At 54.5% G+C, this 12792-nt stretch carries 13 protein-coding genes; 6 read left to right on the top strand and 7 right to left on the bottom strand.

Annotation, left to right across the window (positions count from 1 at the left end):
• Positions 1 to 32 precede the first annotated feature (32 nt).
• The 4 genes from LA756_RS23125 to tnpA all read right to left on the bottom strand — a co-directional run bounded on the left by LA756_RS23125 (position 33) and on the right by tnpA (position 3479).
• Positions 33 to 602, bottom strand: coding sequence for a hypothetical protein (locus LA756_RS23125; protein WP_224437093.1), 570 nt, complete (start codon positions 600 to 602; stop codon positions 33 to 35).
• A gap of 426 nt (positions 603 to 1028) precedes the next feature.
• The gene (rpiB, locus tag LA756_RS23130; RefSeq protein WP_224437094.1) at positions 1029 to 1484 is read right to left on the bottom strand and encodes a ribose 5-phosphate isomerase B; all 456 of its coding nucleotides are present in this window, start codon (positions 1482 to 1484) and stop codon (positions 1029 to 1031) included.
• An 81-nt stretch (positions 1485 to 1565) separates the two neighbouring features.
• Complete coding sequence (locus LA756_RS23135; protein WP_224437095.1) at positions 1566 to 2702, bottom strand: L-threonylcarbamoyladenylate synthase; 1137 nt, start codon at positions 2700 to 2702, stop codon at positions 1566 to 1568.
• A gap of 324 nt (positions 2703 to 3026) precedes the next feature.
• Positions 3027 to 3479: an IS200/IS605 family transposase gene (gene tnpA / locus LA756_RS23140; protein WP_224437096.1), complete on the bottom strand. Its 453-nt coding sequence runs from the start codon at positions 3477 to 3479 to the stop codon at positions 3027 to 3029.
• A gap of 413 nt (positions 3480 to 3892) precedes the next feature.
• Here tnpA and LA756_RS23145 point away from each other — a divergent pair, with 413 nt between their 5' ends.
• Positions 3893 to 4798: an NHL repeat-containing protein gene (locus LA756_RS23145; RefSeq protein WP_224437097.1), complete on the top strand. Its 906-nt coding sequence runs from the start codon at positions 3893 to 3895 to the stop codon at positions 4796 to 4798.
• Between the two features lie 134 nt (positions 4799 to 4932).
• Here the strand turns inward: LA756_RS23145 and LA756_RS23150 are convergent, their stop codons facing one another.
• Complete coding sequence (locus LA756_RS23150; RefSeq protein WP_224437098.1) at positions 4933 to 5328, bottom strand: hypothetical protein; 396 nt, start codon at positions 5326 to 5328, stop codon at positions 4933 to 4935.
• 155 nt (positions 5329 to 5483) lie between these two features.
• Between LA756_RS23150 and LA756_RS23155 the strand changes: the two genes are divergently transcribed.
• From LA756_RS23155 to LA756_RS23165, 3 genes are all read left to right on the top strand, one after another.
• Positions 5484 to 5810, top strand: coding sequence for a DUF6572 domain-containing protein (locus LA756_RS23155; protein ID WP_224437099.1), 327 nt, complete (start codon positions 5484 to 5486; stop codon positions 5808 to 5810).
• A gap of 107 nt (positions 5811 to 5917) precedes the next feature.
• Positions 5918 to 6802, top strand: a complete 885-nt coding sequence (locus LA756_RS23160; RefSeq protein ID WP_224437100.1) for a hypothetical protein — start codon at positions 5918 to 5920, stop codon at positions 6800 to 6802.
• Between the two features lie 145 nt (positions 6803 to 6947).
• Positions 6948 to 7610, top strand: a complete 663-nt coding sequence (locus tag LA756_RS23165) for a helix-turn-helix transcriptional regulator (RefSeq protein ID WP_224437101.1) — start codon at positions 6948 to 6950, stop codon at positions 7608 to 7610.
• A 22-nt stretch (positions 7611 to 7632) separates the two neighbouring features.
• Here LA756_RS23165 and LA756_RS23170 read toward each other — a convergent pair whose 3' ends face one another.
• On the bottom strand, positions 7633 to 7890 hold the full coding sequence (locus LA756_RS23170; protein ID WP_224437102.1) for a hypothetical protein: 258 nt from the start codon (positions 7888 to 7890) through the stop codon (positions 7633 to 7635).
• Between the two features lie 2 nt (positions 7891 to 7892).
• Positions 7893 to 8099 (bottom strand): hypothetical protein, encoded by a 207-nt coding sequence (locus tag LA756_RS23175; protein ID WP_224437103.1) that lies wholly within the window; start codon positions 8097 to 8099, stop codon positions 7893 to 7895.
• Positions 8100 to 8493: 394 nt separating this feature from the next.
• Between LA756_RS23175 and LA756_RS23180 the strand changes: the two genes are divergently transcribed.
• Together LA756_RS23180 and LA756_RS23185 are read left to right on the top strand one after the other, a co-directional pair.
• Positions 8494 to 11589 carry a VWA domain-containing protein gene (locus LA756_RS23180; RefSeq protein ID WP_224437104.1) on the top strand — a complete coding sequence of 1032 codons (3096 nt, stop codon included), beginning with the start codon at positions 8494 to 8496 and terminating at the stop codon, positions 11587 to 11589.
• 126 nt (positions 11590 to 11715) lie between these two features.
• A complete protein-coding gene (locus tag LA756_RS23185; RefSeq protein ID WP_224437105.1) occupies positions 11716 to 12744 on the top strand; it encodes a MoxR family ATPase in 1029 nt (342 codons plus the stop codon).
• The last annotated feature ends 48 nt before the right edge of the window (positions 12745 to 12792 follow it).

Genomic DNA, 12792 nt, shown 5'->3' on the forward strand with positions numbered 1-12792 from the left:
ACGGTGAAATCCGCTTCTGCTCTGAGAATGTTCTAGCGTGTTCCGTTCGGCAATTTCCGAGGGAATGGCGAGCTTTCGACTGGGGGCAGGGGACCGCCGGTTTCTTCCATCCAGCCTTGGCGTTCCTCTTCCGAGGCGTAATAACGCAGCCAGGTTTCGGCGTCGCCGTCTGCTTCGGCGCAGTTGAAATAGATGCAATGGCTCGACAAATCGACCATTTTCTCCTGCGATGGCAGGATGTCTCGCACGACCACGCGGTACAGTTCCGCATCGCTTAAATGGTCGGTAAAGTCGAGATAAATCCGCCGCGAGGCCAGCTTGTGGATCATGTCCCACAAGACTTCATGCAGCTCCTCGGCGGTCAGTTGATCGGCTCGGGGTGGGGCGAGGGTTGGGGAGAACCACTGGGCGATGGGCAGGACAGGGGCGCGTTCCCAGGCGAGAATCGCACTGAGGAACTCGTTTTCTACTCGAATAGGAATTCGACCGCTGTCCAGTATTTGCAGCGATTCGTCGAAGAACGGCTCTAACTCGTCACGCAACTTGGCGTTCAAGAGCAGCTGTTCAACATCCTCGGGATGGGGGCGACGAAACCGTACCATTCCTGGCAATCTTTCCGAAAAAGTGGCAAGTCACAATGATGCGAAATCGAAACAGGCGTTTTCGCTGACTGTTTAAACGACTCTATCAACAATCGATTTCGCTTCAAGATTTTCAGATGCGTCCACAGTCGAGAAAAACTGCAGAAATAGGCCAGATACGAGTGCGATCGTTACAAACGGAAAAGCTTGCCGGGAAAATAGAAAATAATCGGCGCAAACCGACCACGTTTCCTAAAAACTATGCTACGAAATAGCGGAAAAATTCAAGCCAATCGGAAAGCACTCCTCAGCGGGGGATCATTCCTCGCACGCCAGGCGCAGAAAACGTTTGCACGTTGTACACATTTCAAGTCTACTTCATGCAAACTTCTTTAGAATCGAAGGCGCAGCCCAGTCTCTGCGCGTTTTGAGCAAGATTAACGGCAGTTAGTCGTCCTTAAAAAATCGCTTTTCGACCGCGGTAATCTTTTCGATGCGGCGCTCGTGCCGGCCCTTCTCAAACTCTGTCGTGATCCATAAGTCAACCATCCGGTCGATCAACCGCTCGCCGAGCAAGTCGGCCGAAAGGCACATCACGTTGACGTTGTTATGACGACGACTCATCTCGGCGGTCAGATCGTCGTGGCAAGTTGCCGCGCGAACGCCGGGGAATTTGTTGGCGGTGATGGCCATGCCGATGCCAGAGCCGCAGATCAGAATGCCTCGGTCGACTTCGCCGCTGACAATCTTTTCAGCCACGGCCGAAGCGATGTCAGGATAATCGATGCTGTTACAGTCGTGGGCACCGCAGTCGAACGATTCGTGCCCTAGCTTGTGCAAGTGCTCGATGATTTTCGTCTTTACTTCAAACCCACGATGATCACTTCCAATCGCGATTTTCATGGCAGTCACATTTTGGCAAAAGTCGAGGGGCCAGCGTTTGCGGAACGAAGGGAGGGCGTCCGCAAACGAGGCAGGAAAAGTCTAGGAGGGAAGGAGGTTGTCCAAGTCCAGATCTTTGACGCGAAGCTTGATTTCCGATTCGATCTGTTCCAAACAGGTGCGATAAACATCTTCCGAACCTCCAATCGGATCGGCAATGTCGCGGCCGTCGCTGCTTAGCGTTTGCGTTCGATCGCGTGCGTCTGGCCAACGAGCCAGGATGGCGTCGCGATGTCCTGTCGTCATCGTCAAAATCATGTCGGCTTGTTCGACCAGGCGATCGCTCAACGGTTGGCTGGCGTGGCCGTTTAAGTCCAAGCCGCGAGCCCCCAGGATATGAATCGCTTCCGGTGCGGCTCGACCGCCAGGATAAGCGGCAATACCGGCCGAAGCGACAAGCACCCCTTTTTGATCCAACTGATCAATCGTGGTGCCAAGCTTGTCGGCTAAATGCTTTTGCATGACCACTTCGGCCATCGGGCTGCGACACGTATTTCCGGTACAAACAAACAGAACGAAGTAGCTGCTCAGGTGATTCAAAACACTCTCCGAAACGACTCCTTGGCGTAACATCTGGAAGTGGTTGCCTTCCACTTTGACGACACTGGAAGGTTGCCCATAACGGCACTTTCCGTCGTCCAGAATTAATCCTACCCGATCTCCCAGGGCCTCTACGACCTCTTTTCCATGAATCGCATCTGGCTGACCAGACAGATTCGCACTCGTTAATGCCAACGGACCAGGCAGAAAGTGCATCACTTGGGAAATCAAATCGTGGGCCGGAATTCGCAGGCCGACCATCCCGGTGGGCGAAACGGCCTGGCGAACTTCTTCATGGAACTGCGATACGACCGAACTTTCCCCGGTCGGCATTACTAACGTAACTGGGCCTGGCCAGCATCGTCGCGCCAATCGGCACATCAGCGGCGATGCATCCGGAACATAGTCCCATAGCGTATCGGCACCGGGGACGCACAAAGCGAAGGGATTCGTTTCCGGTCGCCCCTTGGCGTGACGCAGATCATGGATGGCCTGAGGATTGAGCGCCGAAGCAGCCAGGCCATAAACGGTCTCGGTCGGAAACGCCACCAACTGCCCCTCGACCAATGCCTGAACGGCACGATGAACGACATCACGACGGTCGTCCGCAGCTTTCACATCAATTACAGTCGCGGGCAAGGTTTTGGGGTCCGTTAGGGGGTAGTTTTCAGTTTTCGGTGTTTAGTTTTCAGCAAGACGAAGGCCTCTGTATAGCGTTCCAAACGCTGGCATTCATTAAGTCTTGTCTGTGTCATTTCTCTGGCAGGGTAGCTACGCGTTCCGACACAATAGCCATCCTACGCAACCAAATGTCGGAGACCTCGGGCTTCCTTGTTGCATCACTAGGACTCATTGTTTTCCGAACACGCCCCAAAGGGGCATTCCGGAAATAGCCAGGGGCGGAAGCCCCTGGAAAAGAGGAACCAAAATCAGAAGCCCCAACGGGGCGTCCGAATGAGAACCTCAATCCCATAAATACTTCTCGTCATATTCAATGCCATGTTTCTTCAGGAACGTCCGCAATTCGTCTTGAAACGTTCGCGTTTGGTGATGTTCCCGCTGACCGGCGATGTATCGTTTTACGTCGTTTAATCCGGAATAACTCACCGAAAACGCCGAATATCCCGACTGCCAGGCAAAGTTGCTTCGATTCGGAATCACATCATGAATCCAACGGCACGAGATCGATTTCACGTCGCGAACGGTCTCTGCGAGGTTTCCTTCTCGGCCCATCGAAAACAACAAGTGAACGTGGTCTTCTATTCCTCCACCTAGCAGGAGTTCGTTGCCACGTGCCTTCAAAATTCCTGCGATATATTCGTAAAGCCTTTCAGCCCAACTTTCGTCGATCAGTTGTTGGCGATGACGTGTACTAAAAATCAGGTGAATGTAAACTCGGGCGAACGACTGGGGCATTTTGACGTGTCCTCATTTCGGTCGCCCCGTTGGGGCTTCATTTACTTGTTGGCCTATTCCAGGGGCTTCCGCCCCTGGCTATTTCCGGTTGGCCCCTTTGGGGCCGATGTACGGAATGTTTCGTTGTCGTTTATTGCTCAGGTATTCCATCCGGAGGCCTGATTGCGACCCAGCCAATGATCAACACGGATCGCGGTAGGGGCAAAGCCTGGCACGTGGTTATTTGGTTTGTCGGCAGTTGAATGGACGTGTGTGCAGAAGTTATTATTCTGAAAGAAGTTACTATACGGAATGGGGTGATCTTCTCACAAGTGATTTCCGCTCGTTCTCTCCTTTAACTCCCTGATAACGTGCTGTTTCTTTCCCAAAAGCCGTTGGCTGCCTGGCGATCGCTCGCGACATTTGGATGTCTAGTGGTACTCTGGACATTGCAAGCGGGTTGCCTTCCACCGAGTGGGCCCTCCACCGAACCAGAGGTGATCTGGGGGCGGCGGGGCGTTTCGGAGGGGCTTTTCGAAAAGCCTCGAGCCGTTGCGATCAGTCCCAACAACGAGCTTTTCATTGTCGATATGACCGCTCGGGTTCAGGTGTTCGATCTTGATGGCAACTTTCTACGGGCCTGGCAGATCCCTGAATTTTACAAGGGGCGGCCGTCAGGGCTATCGTTCGATAACGACGGAAACTTGTTGGTGGCCGATACCCACTACAACCGCATGCTGGTTTATACGCCGGATGGAAAACGCCTCGACGAGCAAACGATCGGCGGCGTCGAAGGCTCGGAGCCGGGCGAGTTTGGTTTTGTGACCGAAGCGGTGCAAGACTCTCAGGGCAACTACTACATCAGCGAGTATGGCCAACATGATCGTGTGCAGAAGTTCGATCCTGAGGGGAACTTTCTTTTTCAATGGGGCGGACATGGCAGCGAGCCAGGCCAGTTTATTCGTCCGCAGAATATGGTGATCGACGAAAACGATCACATTTGGATTGCCGATGCGTGTAACCACCGGATCCAAGTTTTCGACGCGACCGGCGATGAAGCAAAGTTGATCAAAATTTGGGGAGAGCAGGGGAGTGAGCCTGGCAAGCTTGGCTATCCCTACGATCTCGTCCTGGACGGCAAAGGGCATCTGTACGTGGTCGAATACAGCAACCACCGCGTGCAGAAGTTCGATTTAGAGGGTAACAGCCTCGGCACATGGGGCAGTTCCGGCCACGACCCTGGGCAACTCAACAGTCCCTGGGCATTGATCCTGGATCCCTACGACCGAGTCCACGTGATCGATTCCGAAAACCACCGCGTGCAACGAATTCGGTTGTAATTAGGAAGCACGAAACGCTTTGACACCGTGCGTGATGCCAATAGCTTTGCCAGCACGGAACTTTGGACGTGGTCTTGATTCCCGCTGAAGCAACTGCCATCCCGGGAGATCGATGAGCGTTTTTCTTATGGCTTCTACCGCTGTTCATCTCGCCAAAGGATGGCTGCGACGATGTGGGCTCCGGTGTAGAAGATCGCGGCGATCGTTAGGAACAGGGTAAAGCCTGCAATCGCGGGCACGATCAGAATGAACCCTCGTTCCCGAAAGAGGAACAGCCCGAGAAGCGTTGCCGAGACGATCGACATAGCAATAACGAATGTTACTTTCGCGGCAGCTCCGATTCCTACGTCGAACCTTGGCACGGGGTATGGTTCCACGAATTTGGCCTCAGGTGGATCAAGCTTGTTGATTTCACCTACGAGGATGCCACGTGATGCGGCGAAGACTTCGACCGCTTTACGATCTTGGGCATTAACCACTTCGTAGATGGGCTCGCCATCTTCGTAGCTTCCGATCAGTTCGTAGGGCATGAGCAGCTCTTCGTCTTCTGGGCATTCAGGCAAGCGGAGAGTTCAAGTCGGTGACGCATGGTGTGACGTTGTTTATAGTTGAATGGAAACCAGAAGCAATCGTAGCATGTCGTTCTACGTTTTTGGCGTGGGACCGCGGAAGGGAATGGATTGAAATGGCGTTGGCCAAAACGCAGATCATCGATGCCGTTGGAATCTGCAAACAGACCGGAAAAGTCGTTCTTTCGTTGATGGACGAAGAAGACTGGGACGAAGATCAGGTTCATCTTGAACTGCTCGAAAAGAAGCTGGCCACTTACCTGCGATTCATCGAAAGTGGGGACATTCGCAAGGCCTATCCGAAGTCGCAGGGACGAGAAATTCGGATAGAAATCCATGGACGCGATCAACCGCCTGGGGATGGCGTGCAGTTTCTGGATCAGCTGGCCGAACGTGTTCGGCAAAAGGGAATCGAAATGCTGATCAACTATCACGGCAATTAAATCTCGATAAAAATGGCCCTGATTGTTCTTTCTGCGTTAAATCGTACTGTGTGCGGTGTAAGCTGAACGCTGGCATATTTCTTCCTTGATGCGAACAGGGCAGGGCAATGGGACGATATCTTCGAGTGAGTTTGCTGTTGGCTTTGATGACGACGTGCGGGGCAGAAGCGGCCGAGTCGCGGTTCGAGGTCAAAGCACCACCGGTCGAGATGAATGCTCCGAAGTTCTACAGCAAGTATGTCGACGCCGGCGGGTACCCTGTCTTGGCGTCGGCAACCGTTGATGACTATGCGTTGAAAGAAGCGGCTTATTTGATTGAGCTGATGCTGGGCGAGCGGCCAGATATCAAACACGCGATGGTGGCCAGCGGTTCGCGAATGTTGATCATTGCCCACAACGAGTACACGACCGACTTACCAGAGTTCGCTCACTTCAAACCGAAGGATTATTGGGACGCTCGCGCTCGAGGCACCGGCGGGTCGAAGACCGATCCATACTGCACGTGCGGCGAAGAGAACCTACTTGGTTATCCAGGCGATCCCTACTCGACCGAATGTATTTTGATTCACGAATTCGCGCATAACATCCACCTGCGCGGAATGACGACGGTTGATCCGACGTTCGATGGTCGTGTGAAAGAGGCCTACGACCAAGCCATGCAAGCTGGGCTGTGGAAAACGAAGTATGCGGCGGTAAATCATCATGAGTATTTCGCCGAAGGGGTACAGTCGTGGTTCAATAACAATCGTGCCCCGGATCACGATCATAACCATGTCGATACCCGCGAAGAGCTTTGGGAGTACGACCCCGGCCTGGCGAAGCTGTGCGAAGAAGTGTTTGGTGATACCAAGCTGGAATACACCAAGCCAGCAACGCGACTGAAAGATCACCTGGAAGGATACGATCCGCGGACCGCGCCCCGGTTTGTCTGGCCTGAGCGTCTGAACAAGGCTCGCGACGATATTCGCCGGAAAGCAACTTCTCGCGATTAAGGGATCTCCATTAACGACTGCCGCAGTTTCCAACGCATTCGTATCTGACAGAGGGTTATCGGTCCGCGAAAAGGGAGGCATAATAATCGCTACGTCTTCCGAAGCGAAAATGCCAGACCGATCGAACGCCCATCTGTGAGAATGCATGAACCAGAAACCGAAGTCTTCCAATGGTCGCTGCCATGGGGCGAAAGTCGCCACGCTGCGTAATCAACTTGGCTGGACGCAAGAGATGCTTGCCGAGAAAGCAGGGTACTCCGATCGTTTGATTCGCAAAGCGGAAGCAGGCGGATCGGTTTCGGCAGGTACGCTGACCGCCTTAGCGAAAACGTTTCAGGAGCATGGCGTTCAAGTCCTTGCCGCCGATTTAGAGATGGACGCCGTTGCCGTCGCCCGCGAATTCATTGAAGGCATGTACACCGAGAAAGCGAACGTAGTCGATGCTCTGGCCGAGCATATTGCGGACGACGTCATTTTCCACTTCGCCGGCGATCCTAACGTCTTTCCTTTTGCAGGAACGCATGAAGGAAAAGATGCCGGACGACGAGCGTTTCAGCTTTTCTATTCCGTCATCCAGCCGCCAGAAGACATGTCGGAAATCGATGACATGAAATTTCTGCCGACGGCACATGGATCGCTGGTATGGGGAAAAACCTGGGCACATCCCATCGGTATGCCTATGCAGGAACCTATCCAGTTGGCCATCCGCATGGACTTTGCCGATGGAAAGCTGATTCTATTCGACGACCGCTTCGACACGGCAATGGGCTTTGAGCACTTCTGCCGAGCAAATCAGGTCACCGTATAATCACCGTTGCCGAAGCGTTCTCTCAGGACGTGCCGGAAAGCAAACGTAGTGCGGTGTGTGCACGCGGGGCAAGTGGTAGCGTCAGATGTTTGCCGCAGCGTAGTGTCACGTTGAGCTGCAAATGTTTAATGATTGGGTTGAGCCGAGTGACAAACGCCATCGCACCGCTACGTGCTCGCCAGGCGGCGAACACGCTTGGGAAGGCGATCTGAACTTCTCGACCACAGGCCAAAAGTTCGACCGGACGCCCATCGACGGTGCCGATAAGCTGACCGGTCAACGTTAGTTTGGGGCCGATTCCGAAGTGCGAATCTTAATGGTGCCGGACATGACCCATTCGGCATGCTCGGCTTGTTCGCCGGTGCCGCTGGGAACTTTCACATGCATGTCTTCAAATTCGTAGGCAATCTCTGCGCCTCGACCGGTCAAGCGATCGTAAAGACCCACAGCAAGATCAGGCCAATTCTTCGTGTGATCCGCGGTAACCATAATTCTCTCCAGGTTTCGGGGGAAACATTAAGCGGGCGGCCGCTTCGTTCGATGTTGTTGCCCGGTGACAACCGCATGGTGTGAGGGAACTCAACTGGAAAAACTTGTCTCGTCATGTTCGCGTTAAGTTAGCGACAAGCGAATGGTGGCTCGTCGCGTCCTTCCCGATGTATTTCCCCGACGCCGAAAACAGACGGATAAAGACGATCGGTCAGTACCCATCTTTCGGGGTGATCGACGTTTCCGGTGGGACGAGAAATTTCACCATGAAATTGTGGGCAGCACGACACAAAACCGTTACCATGTAAGGACTTCTCGAATTGACCGGAAGGCAATGGTGTGTCTCCGGTGATCCTTGTCCTTGCTTTCGTACTCCCAGGAGTTTGGCTTCCACATGTTTGGCGTCGACGTAGCGTTCAACAAACCGTGGTTTTTGCTGCTCTTGGCCGGCTTGCCGCTGCTTTGGTTCTTTAGCTTCCGCAGTATCTCAGGGCTGGGACGTGTTCGGCGTTTCTTCGCGTTGGGACTTCGCTCGTTGGTGTATTTGCTGCTGGTGTTTTGCCTGGCCGAAATGCAACTGCGGCATTCCAGCGATCGTGTCACGGTCATCTACGTGCTCGATCAATCTGAGAGCATCCCGCGTGAGAAACGTGCCGCCATGGTGCAGTACGTCGTGAAAGATGTTGTCGAGCATCGCAACGCGGCGCGAGGCGATCGGGCCGGGGTGGTGGTGTTTGGTCGAGAAGCAGCCATTGAAGTTCCGCCATACGACGACAACTTGCCGATCCAGCAAGGACGTCTCGAGGCGATGATGCAGGTTCGTACCGACGCGACGAACTTGGAAGGGGCGTTGAAGCTCGCCCAGGCTTCGTTCTCGGAAGATACCGCCAAACGGGTCGTGATCGTCACCGACGGCAACGAAACGTATGGCGACGCTACAAACATTGCCCGGCAGTTGGCCGAGAACGGGATTGGGATCGATGTTGTTCCTGTCGCGCTTTCCAGCCGAGCCGAAGTTGCTGTCGAGAAGATCTCGCTGCCAAGCGATATCCGCAAAGGACAGCCAGTGCAAGTCAACGTGGTGCTCAACAACATGACCGAAGCAACCGAAGACGACGACGGCAAAGTGACCGGAAAAGTCGTCGTCGTGCGGAAGCATGGGAAGCGCGAAGATGTCCTGATCGAACAGCCGATGGAGCTTGAGCCGGGGAAGAAGGTACTGACGTTCGAGCACACGATCGATCAAAGCGACTTCTACACCTACGAAGCTCGCTTCGTGCCGGACGATCGTTTGGACGACTCGATGCCGCAGAACAATCTCGCTTCCGCGTTCGCTCATGTTCGCGGCGAAGGAAGTGTGCTGCTGATTGAGGACTGGGAAAACCCCGGCGACTTAGACTTCCTGGTTGCTCGCTTGAAGGAAAACAATATCGAAGTCGAAGTGATGCCGAGCAATGGCTTGTTCACTTCGCTTGCCGAACTCCAGCGGTTTGACTGCGTGATTCTAGGGGATGTGCCCAGGGCCAGCGGTGGCGGGGCAGGGGATGTCTCGAGCTTCAGTGACCAGCAGATCGAGATGCTTGTTCGCAACACGCAGCAAATGGGCTGCGGTTTGTTGATGATCGGTGGCCCAAGGTCGTTCGGCGCAGGAGGTTGGTCGAACACCGAGATTGAAAAAGCGATGCCGGTCGACTTCAACATCAAAGATGCCAAAGTGGTCCCTGTAGGGGCCTTGGTGATGATGATGCACGCATCGGAGTTAGCCCAGGGAAATTACTGGCAAAAAGTGGTGGCCCGGGAAGCGCTCAAAGCCCTGGGGCCGCAAGACTATTGTGGACTGATTCACTGGAGCGGTCGCGATCAATGGATGTGGGGTGCCCCGAACGGATTGATTCCCGTCGGACCGAATCGAAATCAGATGTTGGCTCGTTTGAACCGGATGACGCCCGGCGATATGCCGCAGTTCGATCCAGCAATGAAGATGTCGCTCGCTGGATTTAACGCGTTGCAAAACAGTGGCGCGAATGTGGCGATCAAGCATATGATCGTGATCAGCGACGGTGACCCTTCCCCAGCCGCTGCCACGACCGTTAAGGGCTACAAAGACGCAGGCATAAAAATTACGACTGTCGCGATCGGTACGCATGGCCCTGCGGGGAGTGCTCCGCTGCAACAACTAGCCTCACAGACCGGCGGTAAATACTACGCTGTGACCGATCCGAAAGCGCTGCCTCGAATTTATCAGCGCGAGGCCCGCCGAATTGCCCAGCCACTGATCAAAGACCAACCCGGCATGACGCCGATCACCTATCCGCACGAAGTCTTGGAAGGAATCGAAGGGTTCCCAACGTTCGACGGTTACGTGATGACAACCGTCAAGGAAAACGCACTGGTCGATGTCGGCATGGTGGCGCCTGTCCCTGCAGAGCATCCCGAGAATGCTACGATCATGGCAACATGGACTTACGGAGTGGGCCGCGCCGGTGTGCTGACTACCGATGCGGGAAAGCGCTGGGCGAACAACTGGACGGCTTGGGAAGGGTACGACAAGTTCTTCACGCAGTTCGTCCGCTACGCAATGCGTCCGACTGACAGCCGAGGGAACTTCACCGTTGCCAGCGAAGTAAAGGATGGCCAGGTCCGCGTCGTCGTGACAGCCACCGACGAAAAAGATGAGTATCTCAATTTCCTTAAACTGTCGGGGACGGCGGTCGATCCGGAGATGGAGTCAAAAGACTTTCAGCTACAGCAAGTTGCCTCAGGACGTTATGTCGGAGAGTTTGCCGCCGACAAGTCGGGAAGCTATTTCCTGTCGATTTTGCCTGGTCTGGGAGAAGCTCCAATTCGTACAGGAGCGAATGTCCCCTATTCGGCCGAGTTCCGGCAGCAGCGTTTAAATTCGGCCCTCGTGGAAGGCCTCGCCGCACTCAAGCCGCAAGGGGGCGAAGCGGGTCAGGTCATCGACGGCGAGTTCGCCATCGGCCGCGTCGAAGAGTTGCTGGATGTCGACACGTTCCGGCATACGCTTCCCAAAGCAATCAGCAGCCAGCACATTTGGCCGATTCTGTTGGTCCTTTGCGCATTGGTGTTCTTCGAGGATGTATTTGTCCGCCGAGTCACCATCGGAACCGAATGGATCGGGCATTCGTACAAGTGGGTACACGCGAGAGTCTTTGGTGTTCCGGAGAAGGAAGACGAAGAAGATCGCATGGAACGGCTTCGCATTATCAAGGAGCGAGCCACCGCGGATTACGACGAGCGAAAAGCTTCGTCTCGATTTGAAGCTGGCCTGGACGAATCGGGTGGGACTTCAGCCGTTGATGAAGAACTGTCCGCCAAAATGCCGACTTCCAGCGGTCCGCCGAAGAAAGCGAAAGCGATGGAAGAAAGCTCGCCCGACGACGATTCCTACACGTCGCGTTTGCTGAAAGCGAAGAAACAGGCCCGCAAACGCCCTGGCGGCAACTTGGACGACAGCGATTCCAGCTAGTTTGCCCGAGACGCCCCGAACGAAACAATTTGAGTTACGATAGATTTGGCCGCTCTGCCTGCCACCTGAGTTTTAACTACGACCCGAGTCACACCCCGAGAAACCACGCCGCAGCAAGGAAACCGCATGAGTGTCGCTGAATCGATGCAGCAGCAAGCTGAGGAATTTCGCAGCCGTTACCTGGCCGTCAAAGAACAGATTCAAAAAGTCATCGTCGGGCATGAAGACATTGTCCATGGCGTCCTGACATGTCTGTTCGTCGGTGGTCACTGCTTGCTGGAAGGGGTACCAGGGCTGGGAAAGACGCTGCTGATTCGCACGCTGTCGCAAGCGTTGGACTTGAACTTCAGCCGTATCCAATACACGCCAGACTTGATGCCGGCCGACATTCTTGGCACAAACATGGTGATGGAAACTCCAGACGGTCGACGCGTGTTCGAGTTCCAGAAAGGCCCAATCTTCACACAGATTTGCCTGGCGGACGAAATCAACCGAGCCACGCCCAAAACTCAATCGGCCATGCTCGAAACCATGCAGGAAGGTTGCGTAACCGTCGGGGGACATCGATACGAGCTTTCCAAACCGTTCTTCGTGCTCGCGACGCAAAACCCGATTGAACAGGAAGGAACGTACCCGCTGCCGGAAGCGCAGCTCGACCGTTTCATGTTCAAGCTGGTCGTCGGTTATTCTTCCGCGGACGACTTAGGAACGATCATCGACCGAACCACCAAGGGGACCAGGGTGGAAGCGGAAAAGGTGATGGAAGGTTCCGAGATCATGAAGTGGCAACAAGTCATCCGCGAGGTGATTCTGGCCAAGCATGTACAGGACTACATTGTTCGGCTCACGCTTGCCACACATCCTGATGGCCCGCTGGCGTTGCCGATTACGAATCAATACCTGCGATGGGGTTCCAGCCCGCGTGGTGCACAAACGTTGGCTTTAACGGCGAAAGTTCGAGCCCTGTTAGATGGCCGTTACAACGTCAGCTACGAAGACGTTCGCCGCGTTTACTTGCCGGCCATGCGGCATCGTGTGATCTTGAACTTCGAGGCCCAAGCGGAAGGGCTCGATACCGATCATGTCTTGCTGGAACTGCTGGAGAAAGTACCAGAAAAAGCGGACGACACCGTGTTGGCTACCGTCGCCAAGTAAGCAGATCCGCACGCCGCGAAGCAACCGGCTCGGTCGAACTCAATCTCT

The organism is Bremerella sp. TYQ1, assembly GCF_020150455.1.
In the GTDB taxonomy this organism is placed as follows: Bacteria; Planctomycetota; Planctomycetia; order Pirellulales; family Pirellulaceae; genus Bremerella; species Bremerella volcania_A.